This is a genomic window from Pseudomonas sp. MIACH (genome assembly GCF_001269925.1).
Taxonomy (GTDB): domain Bacteria; phylum Pseudomonadota; class Gammaproteobacteria; order Pseudomonadales; family Pseudomonadaceae; genus Aquipseudomonas.
Window position 1 is genome coordinate 138,220 of the sequence record NZ_LHVO01000028.1, and the last position, 15,546, is coordinate 153,765.

Sequence of the window (15,546 nt, forward strand, 5' to 3'; positions counted from 1 at the left end):
AAGTTCAGTTTGCAGACAGGGAAAAAACGTTGCTGGCTATGTTACTGAGGATCGATCTCAGACACTCGCGGAATAAAGCCTGACGAACTTGCGTGAGGGAATTGATCATTACCGCTATAATCGCCGACTTTTCGTCAGGCTATACGATTTCAGACATGAGCCAATCCAGCGACCTTATTCAATCCGCACAACGCACCATCCGCCTCGAAGTTGAAGCCGTAGAAGGCTTACTGGCCCACATCGACGCAGATTTCGTACGCGCCTGCGAGATGATTCTGGCCAGCAAGGGCCGCGTTGTCGTGGTCGGCATGGGCAAGTCGGGCCACGTCGGCAACAAGATCGCCGCCACCCTGGCCAGCACCGGGACCACCGCATTTTTTGTGCACCCGGCCGAAGCCAGTCACGGCGACATGGGCATGATTACCAAGGATGACATCATCCTCGCGCTGTCCAACTCCGGCACCACCAACGAAATCGTGACCCTGCTGCCGCTGATCAAGCGCCTGGGTATCCAGCTGATCAGCGTCACCGGCAACCCCGAATCGACGCTGGCCAAGGCTGCCGAAGTGAACCTGAATGTTCACGTGGACCACGAGGCCTGCCCACTGAACCTGGCGCCGACCTCCTCCACCACCGCCGCACTGGTGATGGGCGATGCCCTGGCCGTGGCGTTGCTGGAAGCCCGCGGGTTTACCGCAGAAGACTTCGCGTTTTCCCACCCAGGCGGCGCCCTGGGCCGCCGCCTGCTGCTGAAAGTGGAAAATGTCATGCATTCGGGTGATGAATTGCCTCACGTCCAGCGCGGCACCTTGCTGAAGGACGCGCTGATGGAAATGACCCGCAAAGGCCTGGGCATGACCGTGATCCTGGAAGCCGATGGACGCCTGGCCGGGGTATTCACGGACGGCGATCTGCGCCGCACCCTGGACCGCACTATCGACATTCACACCGCAACCATCGACGCCGTGATGACCCCCCATGGCAAGACTGCACGCCCTGAAATGCTGGCAGCCGAAGCATTGAAGATCATGGAAGACCACAAGATCGGCGCGCTGGTGGTGGTCAATAACGACGACCACCCGGTTGGCGCCCTGAACATGCACGACTTGCTGCGTGCGGGAGTGATGTAAATGACCAGCGACCTGTTGCAACGCGGCAAGAACATCAAACTGGCGATTTTCGACGTCGACGGCGTGCTGACGGATGGCCGCCTGTACTTCCTCGAAGACGGCAGTGAATTCAAGACGTTTAACACCCTCGACGGCCAGGGCATCAAAATGCTGATGGCAGCAGGTGTGCAAACTGCCATTATCAGCGGCCGAAAAACGCCCGTTGTGGAACGCCGCGCACAAAACCTGGGGATTCCTCACCTGTATCAGGGCCGCGAGGATAAACTGGTGGTTCTGGACGAGCTTCTTGGCAAACTCAACCTAAGCTATGAGCAGGTCGCCTACTTGGGCGATGATCTGCCCGACTTGCCGGTCATTCGCCGAGTCGGCCTGGGCATGGCCGTCGCCAATGCGGCGACATTTGTTCGCGAGCACGCTCATGGCATCACCACCGCCCGTGGCGGCGAAGGTGCTGCCCGCGAGTTCTGTGAACTGATCCTGCGAGCCCAAGGCAGTCTTGAAGCGGCCCACGCCGCCTACCTATAGAGCGTTTTATGCTGAGCAAAAAGATTCGCAACTTCCTGCTATTCGGAGTCATCGCCGCGCTGTTCCTCGCGGTGGGCTACTGGAATATCAGCCCGGGGCGCTTCCTCGACCAGCCTGCCGCGCAGGTTGACGAAGGGGCTATCGACTATTACGCCACCAATGCCTATAGCGTGCAGTTCCTGCCCGACGGCAAGGTGCAGTACGAAATGACCTCGGACAAAGTCGAGCATTTGAAGGCCACCGAAGTCACCCTGCTGACCAATCCGGACCTGAACCTGTACCGCGGCACCGAGTTTCCGTGGCATGTCACGAGCAAGCGTGGCGAGGTGAACCCGGACGGCACCGAGGTGGAACTGATTGACTCCGTACGCGTTGCGCGCACGGACGCCAAAAACCGTGACACGGTGATTACCAGCAGTCGCATGACCGTATTCCCACAGAAGCAATATGCGCAGACCGAGCAAGACGTTAGAATCGACGGCGCTGGCGGTGTATCGACTGGCAAGGGAATGAAAGCGTATTTGAAAGAAAGCAGGATACACCTGCTATCGAACGTAAGAGGACAGTATGAGGCTCGTTAAAACTCTCCCTATTTTGCTCGGTTTGGGCGCAGCACTGGGAAGCGTGAGCGCCTGGGCTCTGCCGAACGATAGCCAGCAACCGATCCACATCTCCGCTGACGATGCGCAGCTGGATGACAAGCAAGGCGTCGCCACCTACACCGGCGGCGTGATCATCACCCAGGGCTCGATGAAGATCACCGGCAACACGGTGACACTGACGCGCACCCAGGCGGGCGATATTGACGTAGTGACCTCGGTGGGCAACCTGGCTTACTTCGAACAGAAGCAGTCGGCTACCGACACAGGTCCGATGAAGGGCTACGGCAAGACCATCCAGTACCATGCCCAGCAGAATCGCATCGTGCTGATCGACCAGGCCAAGGTGCTCAGCCCCGATGGCAACTCCACGGAAGGTGAAAAGATCACCTATGACACCGTGAAGCAGATCGCCAATGCCGGTCGCGCCAATGGCAGCAAGGTCACCGCGCCACGCCCACGTATCGACATGGTTATCCAGCCGAAGAAGAAGGCCGAGTAATGGCAACCCTGAAAGCCCAGCATCTGGCCAAGGCCTATAAAAGCCGTCAGGTCGTGCGCGACGTCAGCCTGTCGATCGACAGCGGCCAGATTGTCGGCTTGCTTGGCCCCAACGGCGCCGGCAAGACCACCTGTTTCTATATGATCGTCGGCCTGGTCCAGGCGGACCAGGGTCGCGTACTGATCGACGACCTGGACGTGAGCCACCAGCCAATGCACGGGCGTGCCCGTGCAGGTATCGGCTATCTTCCGCAGGAAGCGTCGATCTTCCGCAAGCTGTCGGTATCCGACAACATCATGGCCATCCTTGAAACCCGCAAGGAGCTCGACCGTGACGGCCGCCGCAAAGAATTGGAAAGCCTGCTTCAGGAATTCCACATCAACCACATTCGCGACAACCTTGGCATGAGCCTGTCCGGTGGTGAACGACGTCGCGTGGAAATCGCCCGCGCCCTGGCCACTGCCCCCAAGTTCATCCTGCTGGACGAACCGTTTGCCGGCGTCGACCCCATCTCGGTCGGCGACATCAAGCAGATCATCCATCACCTCAAGGCCAAGGGTATTGGTGTGCTGATCACTGACCACAACGTCCGTGAGACCCTCGATATCTGCGAAACTGCCTATATCGTCAATGATGGTCAACTGATCGCCGAAGGCGACTCCGCCACCATCCTGGCCAACGAACTGGTCAAGGAAGTGTACCTGGGTCACGAGTTCCGCCTGTAAAACCGCCCGCAACAACAAGGTGGCGGCAGGTCGTTTGCCCGACGCGCGGGAGTCAATGAAAACCTCTGGATTTTTATTGTTACCGCGCTCTAGGCAAAGCCCTCGATATCAGGCATATAATTTGCTTATGTTTGGCGCTCACGCGCCCTGTCGTGGATGGCGCATTGCGCCGGCGAATAAGGTGTTAAGCCCCTGCCATGAAACCATCGCTAGTCCTGAGAATGGGCCAGCAGCTGACGATGACACCGCAGCTGCAACAGGCCATCCGCCTGCTCCAATTGTCGACCCTGGACCTGCAACAGGAAATCCAGGAGGCCCTGGAGTCCAATCCGATGCTCGAACGCCAGGAAGAAGGCGACGACTTCGATAATGCAGACCCACTGGCTGACAACATCGAGCAAAAACCCAATCCCGACGTACAGGAACCCTCCTACCAGGAAACCGCCCCCACGGTGGATAATCTTGAGGAAGGCGATTGGAACGAACGCATTCCCAACGAACTTCCCGTGGACACCGCCTGGGAAGACGTCTATCAGACCAGCGCCAGCAGCCTGCCCAGCAATGACGATGACGAGTGGGACTTTACCACCCGCACTTCCGCCGGCGAGAGCCTGCAGAGCCATCTGTTGTGGCAACTGAACCTCGCGCCGATGTCCGACACCGATCGCCTGATCGCCGTGACCCTGATCGACTGCATCAATAACCAGGGTTACCTGGACGAGACGCTCGAAGAGATTCTCGAGGCCTTCGACCCGGAACTGGACATAGAGCTGGACGAGATCGAAGCCGTCCTGCACCGCATCCAACAGTTCGAACCTGCCGGCATTGGTGCCCGCACCCTCAGTGAATGCCTGCTGCTGCAACTGCGTCAACTGCCCGCCAAGACGCCTTGGCTCGCCGAAGCGCAGCGCCTGGTCAACGATTACATCGACCTGCTGGGTAGCCGCGACTACAGCCAGCTGATGCGCCGCATGAAGCTCAAGGAAGACGACCTGCGCCAGGTCATCGAGCTGGTACAGAGCCTCAACCCGCGCCCAGGCTCGCAGATCGAGTCGAGCGAAGCCGAATACGTGGTCCCCGATGTGATTGTGCGCAAGGACAACGAACGCTGGCTGGTTGAACTGAACCAGGAGTCGGTGCCACGCCTGCGGGTCAACCCGCAATATGCCGGTTTTGTACGCCGCGCCGACACCAGTGCCGACAACACGTTCATGCGCAACCAGTTGCAGGAGGCCCGTTGGTTCATCAAGAGCCTGCAGAGCCGCAACGAAACCCTGATGAAAGTTGCCACCCAGATCGTCGAGCACCAGCGCGGCTTCCTGGAGTATGGCGACGAAGCAATGAAACCGCTGGTTCTGCACGACATCGCCGAAGCAGTGGGCATGCACGAATCGACGATTTCCCGGGTGACCACGCAAAAATTCATGCATACCCCACGGGGCATATATGAGCTGAAATACTTTTTCTCCAGCCATGTAAGCACCTCGGAAGGCGGCGAATGCTCGTCCACGGCGATCCGCGCGATCATCAAAAAACTGGTTGCGGCGGAAAATCAGAAAAAGCCGTTGAGTGACAGCAAGATCGCTGGTTTACTGGAGGCACAAGGCATTCAGGTCGCCCGTCGAACCGTCGCCAAGTACCGCGAATCCCTTGGGATCGCGCCTTCCAGCGAGCGTAAGCGTTTGATGTGACGGGCGGGCCACAGCGTTCCAGTGGCGGGTATTCCTACCCGCCGCTTTATGCACTGGCAACGAAGGAGAAGCTGTATGCAAGTCAACATCAGTGGACACCAACTGGAAGTCACCAAGCCTCTACGTGAATACACCGAGAGCAAGCTGAACAAGCTTGCGGGGCATTTTGACAAGATCACCAATGTGCAGGTCATCATGGAGGTCGATAAGCTCAAGCAGAAAATCGAGGCCACCCTGCACGTACCGAATGCCAAGCTCGTCGCCAATGCAGAGCATGGCGATATGTACGCGGCCATTGACTTGCTCTACGACAAGCTGGACCGCCAACTCATAAAGCATAAGGAAAAGAATCTGCACCTGATGCAAGGTACAGGTCGTTAACTCTCCCCCCATGATCCGACTTGAAACCATCCTGACCCCCGGCCGTTCCCTCGTGAACGTGCCGGGCGGCAGTAAAAAGCGCGCCCTCGAACAAATTGCCAACCTGATCGGCCGTGAAGTGCCCGAGCTGGATACGCAAGCCGTGTACGAGGCGTTGATTGCCCGTGAAAAACTCGGCTCGACCGGTTTTGGTAACGGCATCGCCATTCCTCACTGCCGCCTCAAAGGCTGCGAAATACCCGTAAGCGCCCTGCTGCACCTGGATGCGCCCATCGACTTCGACGCCATTGACGGCGCCCCGGTGGACCTGCTGTTCGTCCTGCTGGTCCCGGAAGCTGCCACCGACGCGCACCTGGAACTGCTCCGGCAGATCGCCAGCATGCTCGACCGCAAGGAAGTACGCGACAAACTGCGCAGTGCCAAGAGCAATGAGGCGCTGTACCAGGTTGTACTGGATGAACAGAACGGGCAGTAATCATGCGTTTGATCATCGTCAGCGGCCGCTCCGGCTCGGGTAAAAGCACCGCCCTCAATGTTCTTGAGGATAACGGCTTCTATTGCATCGACAACCTGCCCGCCGGTCTGCTGCCGGAATTGGCGGAACGCGCGCTGATCCACACCGAACTGGCCCAGCCACTGGTCGCCGTTTCGATTGATGCCCGCAACCTGCCCAGCCACCTCACGCGGTTCCCCGAATTGCTCGAAGAGGTGCGCGCCAAGCACATTCATTGCGATGTGCTGTACTTGGACGCCGACGAAGAAACCCTGCTCAAGCGTTTCTCCGAGACCCGTCGACGTCACCCCCTCAGCAGCCCCCACCGTTCTCTGGCCGAAGCCATCGAGGACGAAACCAAGCTGCTGGGTCCGATCATTGACCTCGCCGACCTCAAGATCAACACCACCAGCCTCAACCTGTACCAGTTGCGCGATGCCATCAAGCTACGCCTGCTGAATCAGCCAGAGCCTGGCACCGCGTTCCTGGTCGAGTCATTTGGCTTCAAGCGTGGCATGCCGGTGGATGCAGATTTGGTGTTCGATGTACGCTGCTTGCCCAACCCGTACTGGAAGCCAGAGTTGCGCGACCAGTCCGGTCTTGACCTACCAGTGGCCGAGTACCTGGCCGCACAGCCGGATGTGCAGGAGATGTTCCAGGACATTTCCAGCTACCTGCTCAAATGGTTGCCGCGCTTCGCAGCAAGCAACCGGGCCTATGTCACCATTGCCATTGGCTGTACCGGCGGCCACCACCGTTCCGTCTACCTGACCGAGCGCCTGGGCCAGGTACTGCAACAAACCCTCAAGAACGTCCAGGTTCGCCACCGCGACCTTAGCTGAAAGGAACACCCCCGCGATGCCCGCTCTGGAAATTGAAATCATCAACAAGCTGGGTCTGCATGCCCGCGCCTCGGCCAAGTTCGTCGGCGTTGCCGGGCAGTTCCCTTGCCAGATCCGCGCCGGGCGCACCCCGGAGAGCATGGTCGACGGCAAGAGCATCATGGCCATGATGATGCTGGCAGCCGGCAAAGGGACCAAGATCCACCTGAAGACCGAAGGTGAGCAAGAGCAGGAAGCGATGGACGCACTGGTGGAGCTGATCAACAACTTCTTCGGCGAAGGCGAATAACCCTTTTGTAGGAGCGAGCCTGCTCGCGAAGCATACAAGCAAGCAACTCACGTGATACCAGGCTGCACGCGTTATCGTTGACGCTTTTCGCGAGCAAGCTCGCTCCTGCAGAGAGCGGGTGTCACCCTAAGGCGGTATCCATCACCATCATCAAGCAGAACCCTATGCACAGCCCCAGGCTGGCAAGCTTTTCGTGACCATTGCGCCGCGACTCAGGGATCACTTCATGGGTGACTACCAACAACATAGCGCCAGCAGCCAGCGCCAGGCCCAAAGGCAATAGCACCTCGGCCAACGTCACCAGCCAGGCACAAAGCACGGCAAACACCGGCTCCACCAAGCCTGACGCGGCGCCGATCAGAAATGCCCTGACCCGCGACATCCCTGCCCCCGCCAACACCAACGCAATCACCAGCCCTTCTGGCACATCCTGCAAGGCAATACCCATCGCCAGGCTGTCTGCATCCGGCATGCCGCCACCGGCCGAGACGCCAACGGCCATACCTTCGGGGATGTTGTGGGCGATGATGGCGAACACGAACAGCCAGATACGCGGTGGAATCACCGGTTTATCCGGCGTGCCCACCAACATCTCCGGGCTGGCGCCGGAGACCTTGCGGTCCACCAGATACAAACCGAATGCCCCCAGCATGATGCCAAAGCTGATCAACCCACCTGCACCCCAGGGCGAAAGGCCAAGGGTTTCGGCAGCGGCAATACCCGGCACGACCAGCGAAAAGGCAGTCGCCGCCAGCATCACGCCGGCACCGAAGCCCAACAAGGTGTCGCTCAACGCCACCGGCATCCGCCGAATCACCAATACCGGCACCGCCCCCAACGCCGTGCCAAGCGCGCAAATCGCCCCGCCCTGTAAGGCGCGCATGATGCGCGGTTCCAGGTCCAGCCAGGCCAGCCCGTGGGCCACCAGCAATGCAGTACCTGCCAATAGCAGCAGCGAGCCAAACGCATAACGAAACATTCGCACGCTGCTGATCGCCAGTGTTTCAGTGCCCATAGTCGGCCTTAGATCGTGTTATCGAGGTGAATGTCAGGCCAACGCGGCCTGATAGCGTGCGGCAACTTCCGGCCAGTTAATGACGCTGTAGAACGCATTGATGTATTCAGGGCGACGGTTCTGGTAGCGCAGGTAATAAGCATGCTCCCAGACGTCCAGACCGAGGATCGGCGTGTTGCCATTCATCAGAGGGCTGTCCTGGTTGCCACTGCTTTCCACTATCAGCGTCTTTTGCGGGGTGACGCTCAACCAGGCCCAGCCGCTGCCGAAACGGGTCAAGGCGGCCTTGGTGAAGGCTTCCTTGAAACTGTCGAAACCGCCGAGTTGCTCTTCAACGGCTTTTCCCAACGCACCGTCGGGCTTGCCGCCACCTTTAGGCGACATCACCGCCCAGAACAGTGAATGGTTGGCGTGGCCACCGCCTTGGTTGATGACGGCCGCACGCAGTTTTTCCGGCAGTTGCTGCACACTGGACACCAGTTTCTCCACCGGCCAGCCCGCAAATTCGGTGCCCTCGACCGCCGCATTGAGGTTATTGATGTAGGTCTGATGGTGCTTGGTGTAGTGAATCTCCATGGTTTGCGCATCGATATGCGGCTCAAGGGCATCGTAGGCATAGGGCAAGGCAGGCAAGGTGTAGGTCATATCAATGTGCTCCGTATTGAGACGGGGTCGGCTGCACCGCAGTACCGCCCAGCAAGCGATGGGTGCGTGGGTACTCGCCGTGATCGCTGATGAAATTCAATAACTCGACGTAAGTCTTGCTGCTCTGGCGCAGGGCCGCTTCGCGCAGTTGCGGGCTCAGACGCGCGTCCTGCATGGTCTGCAGCAGGCGCTGGTGAATGGCGCAGAGGTACTCGGCGCTTTCCTCTGGCTGATTCAGGCGCAGGTGCAAGTCCGCCAGGTTGTGATGGGAGATGACGCAAGCCGCCACTGCTTCGTCGGCATTCGCCCAGCGTTCGAACAACACTTGAGCCAGGGCCAGGGCTTGCAGATAGGCCTCGCGAGCGTCAACCAATTCGCCCTGCATAAAACAGCGATTGGCCCGTTCGATCGTGCGTTTCCAGTGCTCCATGGTGAGCCTCCAAAGCAGGGTCGGTGATTACACGCCGCCAGCCGTGAGTTTTTCCGGATCCAACAGGACTTCCAGTTGGCTGCGGGGCAGGTCGGTATGTTCAAGGGCCACATCAATCACCGGACGACCTTGTTGATAGGCCTTCTTGGCGATTTCAGCGGCCTTTTGGTAACCAATGATCGGGTTGAGTGCGGTGACCAGGATCGGATTGCGCGACAGTGCTTCCTTGAGCTTGGCTTCGTTGACCTTGAAGCTGGCGATCGCCTTGTCTGCCAACAGACGGCTGGAATTGGCCAGCAACTCGAGGCTGCTGAGCAGGTTCTGGGCAATGATCGGCAACATCACGTTTAATTCGAAGTTGCCGGATTGACCGGCCACGGTGATCACCGTGTCATTGCCAATGACTTGTGCAGCCACCATGGCGGTGGCTTCCGGAATCACCGGGTTGACCTTGCCGGGCATGATCGAGGACCCCGGTTGCAGACCTTCCAGCTCGATCTCACCCAGGCCGGCAAGTGGGCCCGAGTTCATCCAGCGCAGGTCGTTGGCGATTTTCATCAGCGACACGGCAGTCGCCTTTAACTGGCCGGAGACGGCGACGGCAGTGTCCTGGGAGCCGATCAGCGCGAACAGGTTCTTGCCGGGGGTGAACTTCACGCCGGTCAGACTGCTGAGCTGTTGACTGAAACGCGCGGCGAATTCCGGGTGCGCGTTAATCCCGGTGCCCACCGCCGTCCCGCCCTGGGCCAAAGCCTGCAAACTCGGAAGCAAGTCCTGCAAATGGCCGATATTGGCCTTGAGTTGCTGCGCCCAGCCATTGAGTACCTGGCTCATGCGTACGGGCATGGCGTCCATCAGGTGCGTACGGCCGGTCTTGATGAAGGGGTGGACTTCTTCGGCCTTCTGCTCGATCACCTGCACCAGGTGCAGCAGGGCCGGCAGGGTTTGCTCGTGCAGCACCAACGCAGCACTGACGTGGATGGTGGTGGGAATGATGTCGTTGCTGCTTTGGCCGCAGTTAACGTGGTCATTGGGGTTGACCCCTTCACCCAGCAAACGGCTGGCCAAGGTGGCAATCACCTCGTTGGCATTCATGTTCGAACTGGTGCCGGAACCAGTCTGAAAAATGTCCACCGGGAAGTGCTGCATGTAATCGCCTTCGAGCAAGCCTTGGGCGGCATCGACGATGGCTTTGCCCTGCCCTTCGCTGATCTGCTTGAGGTCGACGTTGACCTTGGCAGCCGCCGTCTTGGCCAGGATCAGGGCGCGAATGAACTGCGCCGGCATGCGTTGGTGGCTGATCGGAAAGTTGTTCACCGCGCGCTGGGTTTGCGCTCCGTACAAGGCCTCGGCGGGGACTTGCAGTTCGCCCATGCTGTCACGTTCGATACGGGTGTTACTCATCGGAAGATCCTTGCACCAGGTCAGAAACGGAAATGGAGGGAAGCAATTCGCAGGTCGCCAATTGCCAGGCAAAGCTCTGCCAGCGCTTGAGGCGGCAGGCACAGTGGGAGAGTTTTTCCAGGTCGCGTAATGGGCGCCAGGCCTGGTCAAGGCAAATCGAGCGCCAATGCCACGGCAGGGCGATATCACTGGCGGTGTCGATCAGCAGGCGGAATGAGGTTTCTGCGATGGTCCATGGATGGGTCGCGGTGCAGCACGCCAGGTATCGCCCCTCATTGAGGTAATGTTCGATCAGGCGAGGCTCATTGGGATCCAGGCCGCAGCGAATCTGACGACTCATCCAACGCCAGCTTTCCAGGTAGGGATCCTCATGCAGGACAGAACTCATGATCCACACTCGCTCGGTAATGATATTTATTATTAAATGATATTGAGAATCAAAACAAGAGTGGCACAGTAATCCCCCTGAAACACGCCCACAAAAAAGGCGCGCCATCCATAAGATGGCGCGCCTTTTTTGTGAAGCTGTAGCGGGATTAGCTGCCCGCGACGGTCATCCTCTCAATCAGCACCGAGCCTGTACGAATATTACTGCGCAGCTCCAGGTCATTTCCCACAGCAACGATCTGCTTGAACATATCGCGCATATTGCCGGCAATGGTCACTTCCTGGACGGCGAACTGAATCTCACCGTTTTCCACCCAGAAACCCGCCGCACCACGGGAGTAATCCCCGGTGACCATATTCAGGCCATGGCCCATCAATTCGGTCACCAACAGGCCACGCCCCATGCGACGCAACAACGCCGCCTGGTCTTCATCGCCATGGGTCACGAACAGGTTATGCACCCCACCGGAGTTGGCGGTGCTTGGCAGACCGAGTTTGCGGCCTGAGTAGGTGCCCAGCACGTAGGACACCAGTTCTCCGTTCTCGACGAACGGCTTGGCATACGTGGCCAGGCCGTCGCCATCGAACGCCGAACTGCCCATGGCACGCATCAAGTGCGGACGCTCATCAATGGTCAACCACTCGGGAAACAACTTCTGGCCAATGGCGCCTTCAAGGAACGAAGACTTGCGATACAGATTGCCGCCAGAAATGGCCCCCAGGAAACTGCCGAACAAACCGCCAGCCAGCTCTGCCGAAAACAGCACCGGCACTTCACAGGTAGGCACCGGGCGCGCGCCCAGGCGGCTCGCGGCACGTTGTGCAGCACGTTGACCAATGCTGACCGGATCAGCCAGCAATTCACCCTGGCGGCTTACGTCATACCAGTAATCACGCTGCATCTGGCCATTGGCCTCAGCGATCATCACGCAGCTCAAACTGTGCCGGGTGGACGCATACCCCCCGATAAACCCGTGGCTGTTGCCGTATACGCGACAGCCCTGGTGAGTGCTCAACGTGGTGCCATCGGCGTTCTTGATGCGGGCATCGGCATCGAACGCTGCCGCTTCACAGGTCAGCGCCAGCTCAATGGCCTGCTCGGGCGTGATATCCCAGGCATGGAACAGATCGAAATCCTTCAAGTCCTTGGCCATCAGCGCCTTATCGGCCAAGCCCGAGCTTTCGTCCTCGGAGGTGTGTTGGGCAATCGCCAACGCGGCGGCCACCGTTTCGCGGATCGCTTCCGGGCCGCTGGCCGACGTGCTGGCCGAACCTTTGCGCTGCCCCACGTATAAGGTGATACCAAAGCCCTGGTCGCGGTTGAACTCGACCGTTTCCACTTCCCGCTGACGCACCGACGTCGACAGCCCCTGCTCCAGCGACACCGCCACTTCACAGGCACTGGCCCCCTGGCGCTTGGCCTCGGCAAGGATCTGCTCGACTTGTTCCTGCAGGGCCGGTAACGCTTGCGGACCGACGCTTTGGGCTGCACTCATGGTTTTCTCCACTCAAATTCTGCTTTCGGTTAAGGCCATCGAGCGACCGGGCCGGACAAGCGGCCCCCGACTGGTTATCATGGCGGCGTTTCTTTGCGGACTGCCACCATGGTTGATTCTTACGACGACTCCCTCGATGGGGAGAAAAGCAAAACCCAGGTCAAACGTGAGCTGCATGCTCTGGTTGACCTTGGCGAGCGCCTTACAACGCTCAAGAAAGACTTGATTGCAAAACTGCCACTGACCGACGAAATGCGCCGGGCTCTTGCGGACGCACCCAAGCACACCGCGAATATCGCGCGTAAACGGCACATCATGTTTATCGGCAAGCTGATGCGCGATCAGGACACTGACGCCATTCTCGCTTTGCTTGATCAAACCGATGCCTCCACTCGCCAGTACAACGAACGCTTCCATAACCTGGAACGTTGGCGTGACCGCCTGATCTCGGGCGATGACGCGGTGCTGGAGAAATTCGTGTTGGACTACCCGGACGCGGATCGCCAGCAACTGCGCTCCCTGATCCGTCAGGCCCAGCACGAGCAGGCGCATAACAAGGCGCCGGCCACCAGCCGTAAAATCTTCAAGTACATCCGTGAGCTGGACGAGACTCAACGCGGCCTGCGTTGATGCCCTTCCCCGGGTGGCGATCTTCGCCACCCGAAGCTCCACCCCTTACGACCCCGTGCCACCCACGGTGATCGCATCAATCTTCAGCGTTGGCTGGCCGACACCCACCGGCACCGACTGCCCATCTTTCCCGCACGTACCCACGCCACTGTCCAGCGACAGGTCATTCCCGACCATCGACACCTTGCTCATCGCCTCCGGCCCATTACCAATCAACGTGGCCCCCTTGACCGGCGCCGTAATCTTGCCGTCTTCGATCAGGTACGCCTCGCTGGTGGAGAACACGAATTTGCCGCTGGTGATATCCACCTGGCCACCGCCAAGGTTGGCGCAGTAGATGCCGCGCTTGACCGAAGCGATAATCTCCGCCGGGTCGCTTTCGCCACCGAGCATGTAGGTGTTGGTCATGCGTGGCATCGGCAGGTGCGCATAAGATTCGCGACGGCCATTACCGGTGCGCGCCACGCCCATCAGACGGGCATTGAGCTTGTCTTGCATGTACCCCTTGAGCACACCGTTTTCAATCAAGGTGGTGCATTCGGTCGGCGTGCCTTCGTCATCGACACTCAGCGAGCCACGGCGACCGGCCAGGGTGCCGTCATCGACAATGGTGCAGAGCTTGGACGCAACCATCTCGCCCATGCGCCCGCTGTAGGCGGAACTGCCCTTGCGGTTGAAGTCGCCTTCCAGGCCATGACCCACCGCTTCATGCAGCAATACGCCGGACCAGCCCGAGCCCAGCACTACTGGCAGGGTACCCGCCGGCGCGGGAATGGCTTCCAGGTTCACCAATGCCTGGCGCAAAGCCTCACGGGCATAGCCCATCGCACGGTCGTCGGTGAGGAAGTAACGGTAGTCGGTACGCCCGCCACCGCCATGGCCGCCGCGTTCACGACGTCCGTTTTGCTCGACGATCACACTGACGTTGAAACGCACCAACGGCCGCACATCCGCCGCCAGGCCACCGTCAGTGGACGCCACCAGGATACGTTCCCACACGCCGGCCATGCTCACGGTGACCTGCTGGATACGTGGGTCTAGGGCGCGGGTGGCCGCATCGACACGCTTGAGCAGCTCGACCTTTTCCGCACGGCTGATCACTTCCAGAGGGTTGTCCGGCGCATACAACTGCGCCACATCCTGGGTACTGAACGCCTGCACGGTGCCATTTTGGCCGGCACGGGAGATCGAACGCGCGGCGCGCGCGGCCAGGCCCAACGCCTCCAATGTGATCGCGTTACTGTAGGCAAAACCGGTCTTTTCACCGGATTGCGCGCGTACGCCTACACCTTGGTCAAGATTGAAACTGCCTTCCTTGACGATGCCATCTTCCAGGGCCCAGGACTCGGAGATCTGCCCCTGGAAATACAGGTCGGCTGCATCGATGCCTGGCCCGGCCAGATCGCCGAGCACGGTTTGCAAACTTTCGATGGTCACGCCACCGGGTGCCAGGAGGTGTTCACTGACTGAGGACAACAACTCGCTCATAGGTTTGGCCTTAAATTCATCGTTCTGAAGCAGACCGCTGCGCGCCCTGCGAGAAAAAGCGCCGATGGTTCACCACCGGCATGCGCGCCCGTATCGACGCCTGTTCACTGCTATCGCGCTCGGCCAGCAACACCGCTTCGCCTTGATCCTGTTGTGTCAGCACACGCCCCCACGGATCGACAATCGCTGCATGGCCATAGGTTTCCCGTGGCCCCGGATGCACACCGCCCTGGGCGGCTGCCAGCAAGTAACACTGGGTTTCGATGGCCCGCGCCCGAATCAGCACATCCCAGTGGGCAGCACCGGTCACTGCGGTAAACGCTGAGGGCGCGGTGATCAATTCAGCCCCCGCTGCGCGCAACTCGCTGTACAGCTCAGGGAAGCGCAGGTCGTAACATACCGTCAGACCCAAACGGCCGACCGGCGTATCCGCCACCACCACGTTACTCCCGAAAGCATAGTCATCGGACTCCCGATAGCGACCCCGGGCGTCCGCCACATCCACATCAAACAGATGCAGCTTGTCGTAACGAGCGACGACTTCGCCGCGATCATCGATCAGCAGCGAGCAGGCGTTGGATTTGGCGTGCGGTTGATCCCTGGGCGGCAACGGCAGTGTGCCGGCCACTATCCATAAGGTGAGGTCGCGGGCGGTCTGTTTCAACCACGGCAGGATCGGACCTTCGCCCAGCGCCTCGGCGCGGCCAATATCCGCTACGTCGCGGCGGCCCATGGCGGCAAAGTTTTCCGGCAGCACCGCCAGCTTCGCACCGCCAGCCGCCGCTTGTTCCAACAAGCGCCGGGCCTGGGCCAGATTAGCCAGCACATCGCTCTGACTGACCATTTGAATTACCGCAAAGGACATGGGCCGATA

At 59.6% G+C, this 15,546-nt stretch carries 19 protein-coding genes; 11 read left to right on the forward strand and 8 right to left on the reverse strand.

Going from position 1 to position 15,546, the window contains the following annotated elements; genetic code table 11:
* Window positions 1–155 precede the first annotated feature (155 nt).
* The 10 genes from AD670_RS10770 (at window position 156) to AD670_RS10815 (ending at window position 7,177) form a co-directional block, all read left to right on the forward strand.
* Window positions 156–1,130, forward strand: coding sequence for a KpsF/GutQ family sugar-phosphate isomerase (locus AD670_RS10770; protein WP_053131534.1), 975 nt, complete (start codon window positions 156–158; stop codon window positions 1,128–1,130).
* Window positions 1,131–1,655, forward strand: coding sequence for an HAD family hydrolase (locus AD670_RS10775; RefSeq protein WP_053131537.1), 525 nt, complete (start codon window positions 1,131–1,133; stop codon window positions 1,653–1,655).
* An 8-nt stretch (window positions 1,656–1,663) separates the two neighbouring features.
* Window positions 1,664–2,236, forward strand: a complete 573-nt coding sequence (gene lptC / locus AD670_RS10780; RefSeq protein ID WP_053131539.1) for an LPS export ABC transporter periplasmic protein LptC — start codon at window positions 1,664–1,666, stop codon at window positions 2,234–2,236.
* On the forward strand, window positions 2,223–2,756 hold the full coding sequence (gene lptA / locus AD670_RS10785; RefSeq protein WP_027604809.1) for a lipopolysaccharide transport periplasmic protein LptA: 534 nt from the start codon (window positions 2,223–2,225) through the stop codon (window positions 2,754–2,756). Before lptC ends, lptA begins: the two co-directional genes overlap by 14 nt.
* Window positions 2,756–3,481: an LPS export ABC transporter ATP-binding protein gene (gene lptB / locus AD670_RS10790; protein WP_016974288.1), complete on the forward strand. Its 726-nt coding sequence runs from the start codon at window positions 2,756–2,758 to the stop codon at window positions 3,479–3,481. Before lptA ends, lptB begins: the two co-directional genes overlap by 1 nt.
* 197 nt (window positions 3,482–3,678) lie before the next feature.
* Window positions 3,679–5,172: an RNA polymerase factor sigma-54 gene (locus tag AD670_RS10795; RefSeq protein WP_053131542.1), complete on the forward strand. Its 1,494-nt coding sequence runs from the start codon at window positions 3,679–3,681 to the stop codon at window positions 5,170–5,172.
* Window positions 5,173–5,247: 75 nt separating this feature from the next.
* Window positions 5,248–5,553 carry a ribosome hibernation-promoting factor, HPF/YfiA family gene (gene hpf / locus AD670_RS10800; protein WP_053131546.1) on the forward strand — a complete coding sequence of 102 codons (306 nt, stop codon included), beginning with the start codon at window positions 5,248–5,250 and terminating at the stop codon, window positions 5,551–5,553.
* A gap of 10 nt (window positions 5,554–5,563) precedes the next feature.
* The gene (ptsN, locus tag AD670_RS10805) at window positions 5,564–6,028 is read left to right on the forward strand and encodes a PTS IIA-like nitrogen regulatory protein PtsN (RefSeq protein ID WP_053131548.1); all 465 of its coding nucleotides are present in this window, start codon (window positions 5,564–5,566) and stop codon (window positions 6,026–6,028) included.
* Window positions 6,029–6,030: 2 nt separating this feature from the next.
* A complete protein-coding gene (gene rapZ / locus AD670_RS10810; protein WP_053131551.1) occupies window positions 6,031–6,888 on the forward strand; it encodes an RNase adapter RapZ in 858 nt (285 codons plus the stop codon).
* Between the two features lie 16 nt (window positions 6,889–6,904).
* Window positions 6,905–7,177, forward strand: a complete 273-nt coding sequence (locus tag AD670_RS10815; protein ID WP_053131554.1) for an HPr family phosphocarrier protein — start codon at window positions 6,905–6,907, stop codon at window positions 7,175–7,177.
* A gap of 121 nt (window positions 7,178–7,298) precedes the next feature.
* Here AD670_RS10815 and AD670_RS10820 read toward each other — a convergent pair whose 3' ends face one another.
* From AD670_RS10820 to pmbA, 6 genes are all read right to left on the reverse strand, one after another.
* Window positions 7,299–8,192 carry a ZIP family metal transporter gene (locus AD670_RS10820; RefSeq protein WP_053131556.1) on the reverse strand — a complete coding sequence of 298 codons (894 nt, stop codon included), beginning with the start codon at window positions 8,190–8,192 and terminating at the stop codon, window positions 7,299–7,301.
* 33 nt (window positions 8,193–8,225) lie between these two features.
* Window positions 8,226–8,837 (reverse strand): superoxide dismutase, encoded by a 612-nt coding sequence (locus tag AD670_RS10825; protein ID WP_027604817.1) that lies wholly within the window; start codon window positions 8,835–8,837, stop codon window positions 8,226–8,228.
* Window position 8,838: 1 nt separating this feature from the next.
* Window positions 8,839–9,267: a hypothetical protein gene (locus AD670_RS10830; RefSeq protein WP_053131559.1), complete on the reverse strand. Its 429-nt coding sequence runs from the start codon at window positions 9,265–9,267 to the stop codon at window positions 8,839–8,841.
* Window positions 9,268–9,294: 27 nt separating this feature from the next.
* Complete coding sequence (locus AD670_RS10835; RefSeq protein WP_053131562.1) at window positions 9,295–10,671, reverse strand: aspartate ammonia-lyase; 1,377 nt, start codon at window positions 10,669–10,671, stop codon at window positions 9,295–9,297.
* A complete protein-coding gene (locus tag AD670_RS10840) occupies window positions 10,664–11,059 on the reverse strand; it encodes a hypothetical protein (protein WP_053131564.1) in 396 nt (131 codons plus the stop codon). The genes AD670_RS10835 and AD670_RS10840 overlap by 8 nt, the downstream gene beginning before the upstream one ends.
* 148 nt (window positions 11,060–11,207) lie before the next feature.
* Complete coding sequence (gene pmbA, locus AD670_RS10845; protein ID WP_053131566.1) at window positions 11,208–12,554, reverse strand: metalloprotease PmbA; 1,347 nt, start codon at window positions 12,552–12,554, stop codon at window positions 11,208–11,210.
* A gap of 108 nt (window positions 12,555–12,662) precedes the next feature.
* Between pmbA and yjgA the strand changes: the two genes are divergently transcribed.
* Complete coding sequence (gene yjgA, locus AD670_RS10850) at window positions 12,663–13,184, forward strand: ribosome biogenesis factor YjgA (protein ID WP_017138246.1); 522 nt, start codon at window positions 12,663–12,665, stop codon at window positions 13,182–13,184.
* Between the two features lie 45 nt (window positions 13,185–13,229).
* Here yjgA and tldD read toward each other — a convergent pair whose 3' ends face one another.
* Together tldD and AD670_RS10860 are read right to left on the reverse strand one after the other, a co-directional pair.
* Complete coding sequence (tldD, locus tag AD670_RS10855) at window positions 13,230–14,672, reverse strand: metalloprotease TldD (RefSeq protein WP_053131569.1); 1,443 nt, start codon at window positions 14,670–14,672, stop codon at window positions 13,230–13,232.
* A 16-nt stretch (window positions 14,673–14,688) separates the two neighbouring features.
* Entirely contained in the window at window positions 14,689–15,537 is an 849-nt protein-coding gene (locus AD670_RS10860) for a carbon-nitrogen hydrolase family protein (RefSeq protein ID WP_053131572.1), read from the reverse strand.
* Between the last annotated feature and the right edge of the window lie 9 nt (window positions 15,538–15,546).